This is a genomic window from Streptomyces sp. MK37H (assembly GCF_018035285.1).
Taxonomy (GTDB): Bacteria; Actinomycetota; Actinomycetes; order Streptomycetales; family Streptomycetaceae; genus Streptomyces; species Streptomyces endocoffeicus.
In genome coordinates, this window is the sequence record NZ_JAAAYH010000050.1 from 1 (window position 1) to 15,243 (window position 15,243).

Sequence of the window (15,243 nt, forward strand, 5' to 3'; positions counted from 1 at the left end):
AATCTCGGGGTCGTGCACAGGCCCCGGCGGGGTTTTGTGATGCCGGGCAGCATGGTTCACGAGCGGCACGGCAGAGCCGCGAAGTGATGGGGGAGGCGTAGCCGGTGAACGAGAGCTGGGTGACCGTGGTGGGGAATGCCGCGACGCGGCCGGACTTCTGGGAGACGGCGGCGGGTGTCGCGGTGGCCCGGTTCCGGCTGGCGGTGACGGTGCGCCGCTGGGACCGGGGGCGGGACGCGTGGGCGGACGCGTACACGAGTTTCTACACGGTCTGGGCGTGGCGGTCGCTCGCCGCGAATGTCGCCGGGTCGGTATCGCTCGGTGAACCCCTCGTCGTCCATGGGACGTTGCGGGTGCGGGAGCGCGAATGGGACCGGGAGCGAGAGCGAGATAGGGACCGGCCGCTTCAGGGAGACCGGGCGTTTCAGGGAGACCGGCCGCTTCAGGGAGAAGGGGGAGGTGCGGCCGCGCCTCCGGCCCCGGGTGGGGATTCCGGTGGCGGGGCGCATCAGCCCAGGCGCTGGGTCACCGCGGAGATCGACGCGGTTGCGGTCGGACACGATCTCACGCGGGGTACATCCGCATTTCGCCGGGTTTCACAGGCCAAACCGCTTCTAAACACACCGATCGGGGCAACTTCTCCGTGAGCGGCCGCGACCACGGGAGATTTGTCGATAATCCCAGGTCATATGGGATCTGGGGATTAGGTAACGATTCCGATTCGGATCGGTTGGGTCTAGGTATTCCCGGGGAACGTGCGGTTCCTTTCTCCCTAGTATCCCTGCGTGCCCAACGGGGGTTCCTGAGTTTTGAGTTCGCTGGCGAGGCGCACCAACTGACTGGCGCTCGCCCGGAGGGGAAACCATGATTTCTGTAAGGAGGCGGGGCGCTGCCCGCCTTGCGGCCGCCGTTCTGGCGTCCGGCCTGGTCGCGGCGGGCGCGATAGTCACCGCCGGCACCGCCGCCGCCGATGACGCGCCCCCGAGTCGGGGCGGCGCGACCGCCACGCTGGGCGGTCTCAAGACGTTCGACAAGGCCATCATCCACGACAACGGCAAGGACCAGCAGGTCGGCGCCGGTCTCTTCGAGATGTCGGTCGACAATGGCGGTTCCATCCAGACGTACTGCATTGATCTGCACAACCCGACGCAGAGCAAGGCGAAGTACGAGGAGAAGTCCTGGGCCGAGACGTCCCTGGCGAACAACCCCAACGCGGGCAAGATCAACTGGGTTCTGCAGAACTCCTACCCGCAGGTGAACGACCTCGGCGCGCTGGCGAAGACGGCGGGCATCGACGGTGCCCTCACCGAGAAGACCGCCGCCGCGGGGACGCAGGTCGCCATCTGGCGCTTCTCCGACAACGCGAAGGTGGACGCGGCCGACCCGCAGGCCGAGAAGCTGGCCGACTACCTGGAGAAGAGCGCGCAGAACCTCCAGGAGCCCAAGGCGTCGCTGAGCCTGGACCCGCCGGCCGTCTCCGGCAAGGCCGGTGAGCGGCTCGGCCCGGTCAAGGTCCACACCAACGCCGACAGCGTCACCCTGGCCCCGGGCACCGAGTCCGCGGGCGGCGGCGTCAAGCTCGTCGACAAGAGCGGCAAGACCATCACCAGCGCCGCCGACGGCGGCGAGGTGTACTTCGACGTGCCGGAGGGCGCGGCGGACGGCTCCGCCACGCTGACCGCCCAGGCCGCCACCAAGGTTCCGGTGGGCCGCGCGTTCGCCAGCGCCACCAAGAGCCAGACCCAGATCCTGGCCGGCTCCAGCGAGAGCACCGTCTCCGCCACCGCCACCGCGAACTGGGCGAAGAAGGGCGCGGTCCCGGCGGTCTCCGCCGAGAAGGACTGCGCCAAGGGCGGCGTGGACATCACGGCCACCAACAAGGGCGACGAGGCGTTCACCTTCGAGCTGCTGGGCCAGAAGTACACCGTCGAGGCGGGTCAGTCGAAGACCGTCACCGCCCCGGTGAAGGAGGACCAGAGCTACAAGTTCACCATCTCCGGTCCGAACGGCTTCGAGAAGACCTTCTCCGGCGTTCTCGACTGCAAGACCTCCAGCAGCGGCGGCAGCAGCGACACCCCCTCCTCGCAGCCGAGCCCCGCGTCGGCAGGCGGCAGCACCGGTGGTGACACCTCCGGTGGCGACCTCGCCGAGACCGGTAGCAGCAGCAACACCCCGATGATCGCGGGCATCGCCGTGGCGCTGGTCGTGGTCGGTGGCGGCGCGATCTTCTTCGTCCGCAAGAAGAAGGCGACCGCGGGCGAGTGAACGCCAGGGCGGCGACGCCAGGGCAGCAGTGATCGCTGAGTGAAGCGACGGTCACCGGATGTGGTGATCATCGAAGAACGCGGTGGTGGAGGGCCGGAGCCTCATGGAGGCTCCGGCCCTTCGTGCCACCGGGGGACGGCGAATGCGGGACCCATGCCGCACGCCGGACCAAACGGGTTTCCGCCTCGGGCGGGCTGTACGGCAAGATGGCTGTATCTACCCTCACGCGGTGGAGCCGCCACGGATACGGACCCCGCGGCGGAGCCGCACCTCGATACCTACCAGATTGCCGGACGGTTTCTCTTGGCTGAGTTCATCTACACCATGCGCAAGACGCGCAAGGCGCACGGCGACAAGGTGATCCTCGACGATGTCACGCTGAGCTTTCTGCCCGGCGCGAAAATCGGTGTCGTGGGCCCCAACGGCGCCGGTAAGTCGACGGTGCTGAAGATCATGGCCGGCCTGGAGCAGCCGTCCAATGGTGACGCCTTCCTCTCACCCGGCTACAGCGTCGGCATCCTGCTCCAGGAGCCCCCACTGGACGAGTCCAAGACCGTGCTGGAGAACGTCCAGGACGGCGTGGCGGTCACCAAGGGCAAGCTGGACCGCTTCAACGAGATCGCCGAGCAGATGGCGACCGACTACAGCGACGAGCTGCTGGAGGAGATGGGCAAGCTCCAGGAGGACCTGGACCACTCAGGCGCCTGGGACCTGGACGCCCAGCTCGAGCAGGCCATGGACGCCCTCGGCTGCCCGCCCGGCGACTGGCCGGTCACCACGCTCTCCGGTGGTGAGAAGCGCCGCGTCGCGCTCTGCAAGCTGCTGCTGGAGGCCCCCGACCTGCTGCTGCTGGACGAGCCCACCAACCACCTCGACGCCGAGTCCGTCAACTGGCTGGAGCAGCACCTCGCCAAGTACGCGGGCACCGTCGTGGCCATCACCCACGACCGGTACTTCCTGGACAACGTCGCCGAGTGGATCCTGGAGCTCGACCGCGGCCGCGCCATCGGCTACGAGGGCAACTACTCCACCTACCTGGAGAAGAAGCAGGCCCGTCTGAAGGTCGAGGGCCAGAAGGACGCCAAGCGCGCCAAGCGCCTCAAGGAGGAGCTGGACTGGGTCCGCTCCAACGCCAAGGGCCGCCAGGCCAAGTCCCGGGCCCGGCTGACCCGTTACGAGGAGATGGCCGCCGAGGCCGAGAAGACCCGGAAGCTGGACTTCGAGGAGATCCAGATCCCGCCGGGCCCGCGTCTGGGCAATGTCGTGGTCGAGGTGGAGAACCTCTCCAAGGCGTTCGGCGAGAAGGTCCTGATCGACGACCTCTCCTTCACCCTCCCGCGGAACGGCATCGTCGGCGTCATCGGCCCCAACGGCGCCGGTAAGACCACGCTCTTCAAGATGATCCAGGGCCTGGAGACCGCCGACACGGGCAGCATCAAGGTCGGCGAGACCGTCAAGATCTCCTACGTCGACCAGAGCCGCGCCAACATCGACCCCAAGAAGACCTTGTGGGCGGTCGTCTCCGACGAGCTCGACTACATCAACGTCGGCCAGGTCGAGATGCCCTCCCGCGCCTATGTCTCCGCCTTCGGCTTCAAGGGCCCGGACCAGCAGAAGCCGGCCGGGGTGCTCTCGGGCGGTGAGCGCAACCGCCTCAACCTCGCGCTCACCCTCAAGCAGGGCGGCAATCTGCTGCTCCTCGACGAGCCCACCAACGACCTCGACGTGGAGACCCTCTCCTCGCTGGAGAACGCGCTGCTCGACTTCCCCGGCTGCGCCGTGGTCGTCTCCCACGACCGCTGGTTCCTCGACCGCGTCGCCACCCACATCCTGGCGTACGAGGGCGACTCCAAGTGGTTCTGGTTCGAGGGCAACTTCGAGTCGTACGAGAAGAACAAGGTCGAGCGGCTCGGCCCGGACGCGGCCCGTCCGCACCGCGCCACCTACAAGAAGCTGACCCGGGGCTGAGGGGATGGCACGCCATATCTACCCCTGTCCCCTGCGCTGGTCCGACATGGACGCGTTCGGCCACGTCAACAACGTGACCTTCCTCCGCTATCTGGAGGAGGCCCGGGTCGACTTCATGTGGCGGCTGGCGCCGGGGAACGGGAGCGACGCGTTCACCGGCGGCGTGGTCGTTTCCCGGCACGAGATCGACTATCTGAAGCCCCTGGTCCACCGGCACCGGCCGGTGACGATCGAGACCTGGGTGACGGAGATCAAGGCCGCGTATCTCACCCTGCGCTATGAGATCAAGGACGAGGACGCCCTGTATGTGCGTGCCGCCACCCGCATCGTGCCCTACGACCTCGACCAGGGCCGCCCGCGCCGGGTCACCCCCGAAGAGGAGAAGTTCCTGACCGAGTACCTGGAGCCGGACCCGGTGAAGAAGGGCGCCGCCAAGAAGGCGTCCAAGGCGTCCACGGAGCCCGCCGGATCCGCCGATGGCGCCGAACGGGCGGAGGGGGCCGTCTCGGTATGACGGCCCCCAGCCAGGAGCTCCACTTCGCCGACGCCGGGGAGGCGGCCGATCTCGCCGCCTTCCTGGCCCGGCTGATCCACTACGACCGGGCGGCGGCGGTGCGGCTGCAGGCGGGCGGCGGTGTGCTCGCCGTCTTCGGCCGGCCGCCGTCCTTCGAGGTCCTCGCGATCCGTACGGCGCGGCTCGAGGCGATCGTCAGCACCGAGGCCGCACCGGACACGCCGCACATGTCGGCCGGGGCGGGCGCGCTGGATACGACCGTCTCGGCGGGCGAGTTCGCGGACGCGCTGGACACGGCGCGGGCCGCGCGGACCGCCGATGGGCCCGAGGGCCGTGACCGGGGTGGCCGGGGCCTGGTGGTCACCGTGCCGCAGGCCGTCACCGGCCCGCCGTGGGCCGGGGTGCTGCCGCCGCGCGGCGGCTGGCGCCGGGTGAACGGGCTGCCGGGCGTGAACGAGGTGCGCGGGGCGGTCGCCGCCGCCGTCGCCGAGTTCAGGGCCCGTGACGCGGCGCTCCCCGAGGAGCGCCGTACGCGCGCCGAGCGTGATCGCATCGGCCATGAGATCTGGTCCCGCACGCTCGGCGACACCGGGCTTCCGCTGCGCGCCGTGCACGCCGCGCAGTCGCTGGGCTTCCTGCACCCGGTCCGGGCGGCGGCACCGGCCGCCACCGCCCACGGGAGCGGTGTGGCCACCGCCGCGCCCGAGCCCCTGGCGCTGCTCGCCGCGGGCGGCTGGCTGCGGCTGCGCACGCCGTACGGTTCGATCGCGGTGCGTACGTCGGGGCTGGCCGGCGGCCTGTCCGGGCTGTCCGTCTCGCCCGCCTGAGCCTGCCGGGCTCAGCCCTCCGGGGCAGACCCCCAGGTCGGCCCGGAGGGTCAGCCCTCCGTGTTGATCATGGAGGCGGCGGCGTAGGTGAGGTAGTGCCACAGCTGGCGCTCGAGCTCCGGGGCCAGCTCCAGCTCGTCCACCGCTTCGCGCATATGGCGCAGCCAGGCGTCATGGGCGGCGCGGTTCACGGTGAACGGGGCGTGGCGCATGCGGAGCCGGGGGTGGCCGCGGTTGTCGCTGTAGGTGCGGGGGCCGCCCCAGTACTGCATCAGGAAAAGTGCGAGTCGCTCCTCGGCAGGTCCCAGGTCCTCCTCGGGGTACATCGGCCGGAGCAGCGGGTCCTCCGCGACCCCCTGGTAGAAGCGGTGGACCAGACGCCGGAAGGTCTGCTCGCCGCCGACCTGCTCGTAGAAGGTCTGCTCCTGAAGTGTGCCTCGCGGAATCTCTTTCACGCCTCCATGCTCTCAGACGCCCCCGTCTGGAAAAGGGGGCGTGGGTCGCGGCCGGAGGCCGGGCGCAGGAGAGTGGAGTCATGGGCAGCACGGGCGGGAGCACGCGCAGTGCGCCGGACGCCGCGGAGCGTGTGGCGCGGCGGAAGCCTGCGGGCCGGGAGGCCGATGGGTACGCCGAGGAGGCCGCGGCGCTGCGGACCGGGCTGGTCCGGGAGATCGTGGCGGGCGGCGGGCTCACCGACCCCGCCTGGCGGGCGGCCTTCGAGGAGGTGCCGCGCCATCTCTTCGTGCCCTACTACTACGAGGCGGGGGACGCGGCCGCGGCGGCCGCACCGCCGGGCACCAGGACAACACGGGCAGGAGAGGTGGGCGCGGAGCACGGGACGGTCGGCTACACCCGGCTGTGGCGCGACGACCCCCATCCGCTGCGCCGGGCCCGCTGGCTGGCCGGCGCCTACGCGGACGCCCCGCTCGCCACGCGGGTGCGCGACGGTGAGCTGATCACCTCCAGCAGCCAGCCGTCGCTGATGGCGCGGATGCTCCAGGCGCTCCAGGTGCGGGACGGGGACCGGGTGCTGGAGATCGGCGCGGGCACCGGCTACAACGCCGCGCTGCTGGCCCATCGGCTCGGCGACGCCCACGTCACCACCCTCGACCTCGACCCGGAGATCACCGAGGCCGCCCGCAACCATCTGGCCGCGGCCGGATTCCGCCCCGCGGTCGTCACCGGCGACGGGGCGCGCGGCTGCCCGCTGCACGCTCCCTACGACCGGATCATCGCCACCTGCGCCGTGGCGTCCATCCCGTCCGCATGGCTCGGTCAGTGCCGGCCGGACGCGCTGATCCTGACGCCGCTCGCGACCGGGCTGATCGCCCTGAGAGTCGCCGACGCCCGCCATGCCGAGGGGCACTTCCTGGCCATCCCCGCGTACTTCGTCCCGCTGCGCGGCAGCGGTCCGCCGCCTCAGGTGCCCACCCACGGGCTGCCGTCCCGGCCGCTGCTGGACGACTCCTTCCGCTTCCTGCTGAACGTGGCCGCGGGCCATCTGGAGCCGGTCGAGGCCCTCGCACTGTGGGAGCACGAGGGCAGGCCGGGGCGGGAGCGCTACGGGGTGACGGTGCGGGGCGAGCGCCAATGGGCCTGGCTGGACGACCCGGAGGGCGCCTACGGCTGGCCGCTGGGCCCTCCCGGCCGTCTCGAGCCCTTCCGGGCTCTCAGCCCCGGCGCACCGTGATCGTCGTCCAGGCGCCGACGTGGACGCGGTCGCCGTCCCGGAGCGGGACCGGCACGAACGGCTGGATCGGCTCCTCGCCGCCGTTGATCGTGGTCCCGTTGGTCGAGTCCTGGTCGACGACCGCCCAGACGCCGTCGGGCTGCTGGACGAGGAGCGCGTGCTGGTGCGAGACGCCCGGGTCCTCGGGCGGCCGCCCGAGGTCGATGTCGGGGGCCTCACCGGTGCTGTGGCGGCGCCGGCCGATGGTGATCTGGTGGCCGTTGAGCGGCAGCTGCTGCTCGGGGGAGTAGGCCGGGAGGTTCAGCCCGGCGGCCTCCGGGCCGCTGCGGTTCATCATCGCCATGAAGTACTCACGGTCCGTGGCGACGACGGCTATCCAGTTGCCGGGCGCCTGCGCCGGGGCCCCGCCCTGGCCGAACTGGGCGCCGCCGGGGTGCTGCTGCTGCGGGGCGCCGGGGTGCTGCTGCTGCGGCGGCTGGTGCCCCGGCCCCTGCTGCTGGGGCGGCGGGGCGTACCCCTCGTTCCCGTACGGCTGGGCCGGGGGCGCCGGGGCCTGGGGATAGCCGTAGCCGTACTGCGGGGCCTGGGGCGCGCCGTGGCCCGGGGCGCCCTGCTGCGGGGCGCCGTGCGGGGGCGTGCCCTGGTGCGGCGGGCCCCCCTGCGGCGGCGGAAGCGTCCAGTCGCTGTCGCCGCCGAAGCCGGAGGGCTGACCGCCGCCCTGCGTCGGGTGCGGGCCCTGCGGCCCCCCGGGCCCGGGCTGCGGCGGCCCCGGCTGCTGCGGCGGTCCCGGTTGCTGAGGCGGCGCGTAACCGCCCTGCGGCGGGCCGTACGGAGACGGGGTGTGGGTCTGGAAGTTGAAGCGGCACTCCTCACAGAACGGGGCCTGCGCCTCACGCGGCGTACGGCACTGCGGGCACAGCTCCTGCTGCTGTGCCGGATAGCCGTAGCCGCCCGCGCCGCCGGGCGGCGGTGGGCCGCCCGGCCCCGGACTCCCGTAGCCACCCGGTGGCACGGGAACACCGGGGCCGTTCGGCGTGGGCGGAGGTGGCGGGACGGCGCCGGAGGGCATGGGTGTCCCCGACATCCGGTGCCCACACACCTCGCACCAGTCGTCGGCCGCCGATTGGTGGCCGTTGGGACAGGTCGGCATGTCGGATCCCCCTCTGTGGCGTTCTTGGCGTTTCTGCCGAGAAGAGCTACGTGAGTGCTGGTTATGTGCTACTTCTTGACGCGAACTGTCTTGGTGGAGCGCGTTTCGAGTGTCATCTCGTCCGCCTCCGCGACCTTCGCCTTCAGTCGCACAGTACCTGCCGCCACATCGAGCACGTCCACCACCTTCGCAAGCAGTTTCGCCGTGTCTTCGTTCCCCGATGCGGCCGCCAGCTGTACGGCACGCCCCAGCTTCGCGGTCGCTTGTTCGGCATCGCCGGACTTGCGGGCATTCATGCCCTGTTTGATGGCCCGTGCCAGTTCGGCCTGGCCCGTATAGTGCGCCACCTGCGGATTCATCGCGGTGGAGACGACCAGATCATCGGTCCACACCGCGCGCACCAGCCCCTGCGCCAGGGGACTGGGCGGGCTGCCGACCCCGTTGGGCACCGGCTGGACCAGGGAAATCCTGGCGGCGAGCATCTCCTGGCCGATCTCGGCCGCCGGAACCCTCACACAGAGGTGGTAGTCGCGGGACTCATCGCCCCAGGAACCGGTGGGGTAGTCGCCCGCGCGCGGACCGGCCTCGACGCGCCGGGCGGTCAGATCCTCCACCGTCGGTGCGACCTGTTTCACATACGCCACCTCGGCGCCCTTCGGGGTCCACAGCCGGAGGCTGACGTCGGCGATCTCCTTGCCCATCGCCGTCTCCATCATCCGCGTGAAGTCCGCGGCGAGCCCGGCGGGATCGGCCACGATGTCCGCCGTTCCGAGCAGGGCGGCGGCGATCCCGGTGACCTCCTCGACCTCCCAGTCCGTGCCCACCCCGCGGGCGTCACAGGTGAAGCGGCCCGCGCAGGCGTCGAGCACGGCCCGCAGCCGCTGCGGCTCCTCGTGCTCGTTCCGTCCGTCGGTGAGCAGGATGCCGTGCCGTATCGCGGCGTCGGTGGAGTCGAACAGCAGGTCGGCCTGGAGCAGCCAGGTGCCGATCGCGGTGCCGCCGCCCGGACTCAGGCTCCGCAGCGCCTCCTTGGCCCGGGCGCGGGTGAGCGGATCGGCGATGGCCAACTGCCCGTTGCCGGGGAAGACCTCGACCGCCTTGTGGGTGCCCGCCACCACGGAGAAGGCCACGCCGTCGCGCACCGTGTCGATCGCGGCGGCGGTCGCATCCCGTGCGTGGCGCATCTTCGTCGGCGGATAGTCCATCGAGCCGGAGCAGTCCACCATGATCACCACAGCCGCGCGGGGGGAGCCGCCGCCCCGGCCGGACGCGCTGTCGTACGCGCCGGGAGCGTCCTCGTACCCACCATGGGCGGGGGCGGGGATCGGCGGCCCTGCCGTGGCCCCGCCGCCGGCCGAGGTGACGGTGATGATCGCGTTCACCTCGCGGCCTCCCTCGGGGAGGTACTCGTTCTGGTAGACCTCCACCGAGAACCGCGGCGCATCGGGCGTGGAGAAGTGGGCCATGTCATCCGCTCCTTGGCGACCGTCAGGCGGATCCTGCCCGGCCCGGGGCAGCGGGGAACGGCACGACCGCCACTGTTACGTTGTCGTGGCCCCCGCCGTCCAGGGCGTGGCCGACCAGGACCTGCGCGCTGTTCAGCGGCCGGGAACGGGCGTCCAGCGGCACCGCGCGGGCCATCTGCTCCGCCGATTCGGCGTAGTTCCACAGCCCGTCGGTGCACACCACCACGACGCCCGGCCGGTCCGGCTTGTACGAGGCGGTGTGGGGCTCCAGCTCATAGGCGTCCGCCCCGAGCCAGCCGGTGATGGCGTGGGCGCGCTCGTCCGCGTACGCCTCCGCCTCCGACATCAGCCCCGCGGCCACCATCTGGGCCGCCCAGGAGTCGTCCTCGGTGAGCCGCGCGGGCGGGGCCGTACGGTCGTCGGGGACCCAGTAGGCGCGGCTGTCCCCGATCCAGCCGATGGTGAGGATGTCGCTGGTGACGACGGCGCTGACGATGGTGCACGCCGGTGCGTTCTGATGGCGCTGCCCCTCGTGGTGGGGAGCGGCCGCGCCGGTGTCCAGGGCCAGGGAGTTGACCGCGTCGGCGGCGGCGATGATCGCCTCGTTCATGGCCTGCTGGGGGTGGGCGCCGCGGGGCAGCGAGGCCCGCAGCGCCTGACTCGCGGAGTGGGCCGCGGCGGCCGAGGCGTCGTCGGGGCGGGTGGCCGAGGAGACTCCGTCGCACACCACGGCGACCATGACCGGTGAGCCGTCGGGCAGCGCGGCGGTGGACACCGAGAACGCGTCCTCGTTGCGGTGGTGGCGCAGCCCCCGGTCACTGGCCGCCGCGACTCCCTCCAACTCACTCTCCATATGGTCGCGTGTCCGTGCCTGGGCGTGTCCGCAGCGCTCGCAGTATCCGTCCTGGTCGATGGTGCCCTCCTGGCACGCGGCGCACCGGGGGCGGTGCTCGCCGCCGGGCAGCCGGGGGTCCGCCGCGGTGCCGGTCCCGCTGCCCGTGCTGCTCGCCGCGCTGGTGTGCGTACTCGCGTTGGTCTCCGGGTGGATGCCGGACTCGACGGGTGTCCCGGGCGCGCCGAGCGCCGCCGCGGCCCGCGGGTCGGCCACCTGGCCGTACCCGCCGGAGGTCGGGGCGGCCAGCTCGTAGTCGTCCGGCTCCGGCCCCGGGTGGGTGGACCGCGCCGCCCCGTTCACCCGCGGCGGCGCCGGCAGGTCGCCGTGCGCCTCCGGCCGGCCGGCGATCGCCTCCGCCGACAGTGCGGCCTCCGCCGCCAGCGCGGCCGCCACCGTCAGATCGGCACCGCACTGATCGCAGTATCTGTCCCCCGCCTGCGGCGGCTCATCACAGGCCGGGCAGGCTGACAGCTGGGGCGGCTGCGGCATCTGCGACATCGATCACACCCACGTCCTGGGGCGGAAACGGTTGGCCCGCTCCACCAGTTCGATCCTCTCCTCGCCTCGCTGGGCGAGTCTGGCGAGTACACGGTACGAGCGCTCCAATCCGAAGCGCAGCCCGCGCTCGTCCAGGCTGCTGCCGAGCAGAGGCGGCCGGTTGTGTCCTGGGGGCGCCCCGCTGCTGCCGGACAGTACCCAATCCAGGGCGCTGCCCAGGACCTCCGTACGCAGCTGCTCGCGCCGCACCGCGTCCAGACCGAACTCGCCCAGCCGCTCGACCTGGACCGCCGAGGCCGTCAGATCGCTCAGCAGGGCGTCGTACGGGGCGCGCTGGCGCAGCCGGGCCCGTACGGCGGCGACCCGCGCCGCCGTGTAGTGGATCGAGGACTCCGGCACCGACTCCAGGGCCCGCACCGCGCCCGGGCGGTCCCCAGAGCACAGCAGGACCCGGGCGAGGCCGAAGGCGGCGCTCACGAAGCTGGGGTCGGATGCCCAGACCAGCCGGTAGTACTCCGCCGCGTTGTCCAACTGGCCCAGCACCTCGGCGCAGACGCCGAGCGCCAGCTTCGGCGCGGGCTCACCGGGGAACGCGTCGTAGACGGCGTCGAAGGAGAGCGCGGCCGTCTCGCGGTCGCCGCTGGCCAGCGCGTGCAGCCCCCGGTACCAGACGATCCGCCAGTCGTCGCTGTACGCGGCCTCCAGACCGGTGAGCGCGACGCCCGCGTCATGCTCCTGGCCCAGCTCCAGTTGGGCGCGCACCCGGCGCAGCCGCAGCTCGACCGAGTCCACGGGCGCGGTCCGCAGCGCGGCGCTCACCTCGGCGGGGTCGGCGGCCAGCAGACCGGCCAGGAACCCCGCGTTGGGGTCGTCGGAGTCCACCAGCGGCACCGGGAGCGCCAGCGCGGTGGCCCGTCCGTCCAGCGTGGAGATGGCGGGCACCGGCAGGGCCAGGGGGCCCGGCGGGCGCTGTGCGGGGATGACGGGCGCGGTGGCGCCCCTGCCGGCGGACCGGGCGCCCAGCAGGGACGGATCCTTTCCGTCGTCGGCGAACAACTCGGTGTCCACGACGCGCGGTTCCGGTCCGAAGAGCGTGGACAGGGCCGGCCGGGGCCGCCCGGTCTGCAGCGCCACGACCTCCCGCAGCACTCCGGTCAGCTGGTCGGCCATCTCCCGCGCGGAGGCGAAGCGGCGCCCCGGGTCGGGATCGGTGGCCCGCACCAGCAGCCGGTAGAAGGATTCGTAAGCCCGGAAGACCTCGATGTGCTCGGGGTCCGGCAGGCTGTCCACGTAGACGTTCGTATAGCCCTGGAAGTCGAAGGTGAGCACGGCCAGGGTGCGCGCCACCGTGTAGAGGTCGGAGGAGATCGACGGGCCGGACTCGGAGATCTCGGGGGCCTGATAGCCGACCGTGCCGTAGATGGGGCTGTCGTGGTCGTCCATCCGCCGGACCGCGCCCATGTCGATCAGCTTGAGCTGGTCCTGCTGCTGAATGGCGTTGTCGACCTTGAAGTCGCAGTAGAGCAGATTGCGGCTGTGCAGATGGCCGAGCGCCTCCAGCGCCTCGATGCCGTAGGCGCACGCCTGCTCCACCGGCAGCGGATCGCGGCGGCCCTCCGCGGTGCGGCGGGCGTTGGCGATGTCCTTCAGGGACTTGCCGCCCACGTACTCCATGACGATGTAGCCGTCGAGGCTGCCGGTGCGCTGGTCGAGGTGCTCGACGAAGTTGTAGATCCGGACGATGTTGGAGTGCTCGATCTCGGCGAGGAAGCGGCGCTCGGAGACGGCGGCCGCCAGGGCCTCCTCGTCGCCCGTGTCCAGCAGGCCCTTGAGGACCACCCAGCGGTCCGACACCGCGCGGTCGATGGCCAGATAGATCCAGCCGAGCCCGCCGTGCGCCAGACAGCCCGCGACCTCGTACTGGCCGTGGACGATGTCACCGGGGTTCAACTTCGGTACGAACGAGTACGGATGGCCGCACTTGGTGCAGAACCCCTCCGTGCGGCCCGGCCGTTCGCCGCGGGCGCGGCCCACCGGGGCACCGCAGTCCCCACGGCTGCAGAACCGCTTGCGCTCGGGGACCTCGGGGTCCGCCAGCACCGCCGTCCGCGGATCGGGGCGCGGCACATCCGGGACGCTGACCAGACCGGCACCCAGGGCGTTCCGCCCCGAGGAGGCCGAGGTGGCGGAGCGGGAGCTGCGCACCGAGACCGAACGGGACGAGTTCCGCCCGGACATGGAGCGGGACAGCCGCCCGGACACCGAGCGCCGGGACGAGGAGGAGCGTGCCGAACGCGACCGGCCCGAGGTGCCGGACGAGTCCCGGCCGGTCGCCGAGGAACCTCCGCTCCGCACCGAGGAACGCCCGCTCCGCGCCGACGAGCCCTCGCTCCGGGACGAGGAACTCCCGCCCGGCCCGGCCTGGCCGGTGATCCCGGTGGGCGGTGAGGCCACCATCCCCTGCGGTGAGACGACCGGGGCCATACCGCAGACATCGCAGTACAGCTCGCCTCCGCCCACGTCCTCGTAGGACCCGCCGCAGTCACGCCGCTGGCAGGCGACGACCGCCGCATTCATTCCATGCCTCCCTCGATGCCTTGCCCGGCCGGGCCCGTCTGGCGTGGCACCAGGGCCTCGGCCGCCGCCTGCTGGTAGCGCAGCACGGCCTGCTCGGCCGCCCGCAGATCGCACGGGGCGCTCCACAGCATCCGGCGGGCCACGTCGTACCGCTCCACCAGGAACGGATCCTCCGCCATGCCATGGCGGGCGACCTTCGCCTTGTACGCGTCGAGACGGCCGCGCAGCTCGGCGCGGACCGCGAGCGGTGCGGTGACCGCGGTCAACGACTCGCGGGCCCGCAGCAGCTCGTCATCGGCGCGCTGCTCCAGGCTCTCCAGCAGCGGCGAGAGCCGGTGCCACTGCGAGCGCCTGCGGTAGTCGGCGGCGGCGACCAGCTGCTCGTGCAGCGCGGTCGGCGGGCCGCTGACGGCCGGAACCTCCGATGCCGCGATCTTCGCGAGCACCTCACCGCGCGCCTGGCGCGCCTCCGCCAGGGTGCGATCGGCGCGGGAGAGCACATCCCGCAGCCGCATCAGCCGCCGCTCGGCGTCCTGCCGCACATCCAGGACCGCCTCGATCTCCCGGCGCACATCCTCCAGGGCGCGGGCGGCGCGGTCATAGCGCTCGGTGTCGGGGCTGCCGCCGCCGGGCGCGGAGCTGCCGCTGGCATGTTTCCAGAAGGCCAGCGGGTCGGAGACCACTTCGGCGCGCAGCGCGGTCAGCTCGGCGGTGATCTGCTCCAGATCGTCCCCCGAGGGGTGCTCACCGGGGCGGACCCCCACGGAGTGGGCGAGCGAACGGGTGCGGTGCAGCTCGGCGGAGAGCATGTCGATCCGGGCGGGCAGCGCGGACCATACGGCGTCGGCGCTGACGATGACGTCGAGGGCCTCCGCGTACCAGCGGTTCATCCGGTCGACCAGCCGGTCCAGCCCCAACTCCTCGCTGAGCAGCGGGGAACCGCCGAGGGTGGCGCTGCTGGGCAGGGTGATCGCGGTGCCGCACAGCAGCTCGGTGAGCTCGGCCAACTCGTCCTGCGTCGGCCAGCGATGACGGGAGCGCACCTCGCGGGCCCGGGTGAGGGCCTCGGTGTACGCGTCGAAGTAGCTCCACAGGAGAGAGATGGCCTGCTCGGTGGTGGACCAGCGGTTCTTGGTGACGCCCGTGAGCTCGGCGCCCTCGAGAAGCCTTCTGCCCGCGTGGTCCTGGAGGGCGAGCAGCGAGGACTCGATCGCCTCGTGTTCGGCGACGAGCTTCGCCAGTGCGCGGTCCACCTCCTCCCGGCCCATGACCGGGCCGTCGGGTGCCCCCGCGAAACTGGGGAAGGGTCCCGGGACCCCCATCGATCACCTCTCCATGTCCGTAACCGTTATGTGATCCGTCTGCTGCGTCATCCCTACGCGTGTGAGGCGGG

12 protein-coding genes are annotated in these 15,243 nt (G+C 72.0%); 6 read left to right on the forward strand and 6 right to left on the reverse strand.

Going from position 1 to position 15,243, the window contains the following annotated elements; all coding sequences use genetic code 11:
- Nucleotides 1-128: 128 nt before the first annotated feature.
- The 5 genes from GWI24_RS10265 to GWI24_RS10285 all read left to right on the forward strand — a co-directional run bounded on the left by GWI24_RS10265 (nt 129) and on the right by GWI24_RS10285 (nt 5,574).
- A complete protein-coding gene (locus tag GWI24_RS10265) occupies nt 129-647 on the forward strand; it encodes a single-stranded DNA-binding protein (protein WP_308343602.1) in 519 nt (172 codons plus the stop codon).
- A gap of 217 nt (nt 648-864) precedes the next feature.
- Nucleotides 865-2,265, forward strand: coding sequence for an LAETG motif-containing sortase-dependent surface protein (locus GWI24_RS10270; protein ID WP_210945596.1), 1,401 nt, complete (start codon nt 865-867; stop codon nt 2,263-2,265).
- A 303-nt stretch (nt 2,266-2,568) separates the two neighbouring features.
- Nucleotides 2,569-4,233 (forward strand): energy-dependent translational throttle protein EttA, encoded by a 1,665-nt coding sequence (ettA, locus tag GWI24_RS10275; protein ID WP_210945597.1) that lies wholly within the window; start codon nt 2,569-2,571, stop codon nt 4,231-4,233.
- A 4-nt stretch (nt 4,234-4,237) separates the two neighbouring features.
- Nucleotides 4,238-4,747, forward strand: a complete 510-nt coding sequence (locus tag GWI24_RS10280; RefSeq protein WP_210945598.1) for a thioesterase family protein — start codon at nt 4,238-4,240, stop codon at nt 4,745-4,747.
- Nucleotides 4,744-5,574, forward strand: a complete 831-nt coding sequence (locus GWI24_RS10285) for a hypothetical protein (RefSeq protein WP_210945599.1) — start codon at nt 4,744-4,746, stop codon at nt 5,572-5,574. The genes GWI24_RS10280 and GWI24_RS10285 overlap by 4 nt, the downstream gene beginning before the upstream one ends.
- A 50-nt stretch (nt 5,575-5,624) precedes the next feature.
- Here GWI24_RS10285 and GWI24_RS10290 read toward each other — a convergent pair whose 3' ends face one another.
- Complete coding sequence (locus GWI24_RS10290; protein ID WP_210945600.1) at nt 5,625-6,029, reverse strand: globin; 405 nt, start codon at nt 6,027-6,029, stop codon at nt 5,625-5,627.
- An 80-nt stretch (nt 6,030-6,109) separates the two neighbouring features.
- Here GWI24_RS10290 and GWI24_RS10295 point away from each other — a divergent pair, with 80 nt between their 5' ends.
- The gene (locus tag GWI24_RS10295) at nt 6,110-7,264 is read left to right on the forward strand and encodes a methyltransferase domain-containing protein (protein WP_210945601.1); all 1,155 of its coding nucleotides are present in this window, start codon (nt 6,110-6,112) and stop codon (nt 7,262-7,264) included.
- Here the strand turns inward: GWI24_RS10295 and GWI24_RS10300 are convergent.
- The 5 genes from GWI24_RS10300 to GWI24_RS10320 all read right to left on the reverse strand — a co-directional run bounded on the left by GWI24_RS10300 (nt 7,245) and on the right by GWI24_RS10320 (nt 15,172).
- On the reverse strand, nt 7,245-8,414 hold the full coding sequence (locus tag GWI24_RS10300) for an FHA domain-containing protein (protein WP_210945602.1): 1,170 nt from the start codon (nt 8,412-8,414) through the stop codon (nt 7,245-7,247). The two genes, GWI24_RS10295 and GWI24_RS10300, sit on opposite strands and share 20 nt — an antisense overlap.
- A 68-nt stretch (nt 8,415-8,482) precedes the next feature.
- On the reverse strand, nt 8,483-9,880 hold the full coding sequence (locus tag GWI24_RS10305; protein ID WP_210945603.1) for a VWA domain-containing protein: 1,398 nt from the start codon (nt 9,878-9,880) through the stop codon (nt 8,483-8,485).
- 22 nt (nt 9,881-9,902) lie between these two features.
- Complete coding sequence (locus GWI24_RS10310; RefSeq protein WP_210945604.1) at nt 9,903-11,273, reverse strand: PP2C family serine/threonine-protein phosphatase; 1,371 nt, start codon at nt 11,271-11,273, stop codon at nt 9,903-9,905.
- Between the two features lie 3 nt (nt 11,274-11,276).
- Complete coding sequence (locus GWI24_RS10315; protein WP_210945605.1) at nt 11,277-13,850, reverse strand: serine/threonine-protein kinase; 2,574 nt, start codon at nt 13,848-13,850, stop codon at nt 11,277-11,279.
- Entirely contained in the window at nt 13,847-15,172 is a 1,326-nt protein-coding gene (locus GWI24_RS10320; RefSeq protein ID WP_210945606.1) for a hypothetical protein, read from the reverse strand. The genes GWI24_RS10315 and GWI24_RS10320 overlap by 4 nt, the downstream gene beginning before the upstream one ends.
- Nucleotides 15,173-15,243 lie beyond the last annotated feature (71 nt).

What these genes read in the sequence shown, in the direction of transcription:
- GWI24_RS10270 (WP_210945596.1), top strand. Translation starts at nt 865, where the DNA reads ATGATTTCTGTAAGGAGGCGGGGCGCTGCCCGCCTTGCGGCCGCCGTT.
- GWI24_RS10280 (WP_210945598.1), top strand. Translation starts at nt 4,238, where the DNA reads ATGGCACGCCATATCTACCCCTGTCCCCTGCGCTGGTCCGACATGGAC.
- GWI24_RS10285 (WP_210945599.1), top strand. Translation starts at nt 4,744, where the DNA reads ATGACGGCCCCCAGCCAGGAGCTCCACTTCGCCGACGCCGGGGAGGCG.
- GWI24_RS10295 (WP_210945601.1), top strand. Translation starts at nt 6,110, where the DNA reads ATGGGCAGCACGGGCGGGAGCACGCGCAGTGCGCCGGACGCCGCGGAG.
- GWI24_RS10300 (WP_210945602.1), bottom strand. Translation starts at nt 8,414, where the DNA reads ATGCCGACCTGTCCCAACGGCCACCAATCGGCGGCCGACGACTGGTGC.
- GWI24_RS10305 (WP_210945603.1), bottom strand. Translation starts at nt 9,880, where the DNA reads ATGGCCCACTTCTCCACGCCCGATGCGCCGCGGTTCTCGGTGGAGGTC.
- GWI24_RS10310 (WP_210945604.1), bottom strand. Translation starts at nt 11,273, where the DNA reads ATGTCGCAGATGCCGCAGCCGCCCCAGCTGTCAGCCTGCCCGGCCTGT.
- GWI24_RS10315 (WP_210945605.1), bottom strand. Translation starts at nt 13,850, where the DNA reads ATGAATGCGGCGGTCGTCGCCTGCCAGCGGCGTGACTGCGGCGGGTCC.
- GWI24_RS10320 (WP_210945606.1), bottom strand. Translation starts at nt 15,172, where the DNA reads ATGGGGGTCCCGGGACCCTTCCCCAGTTTCGCGGGGGCACCCGACGGC.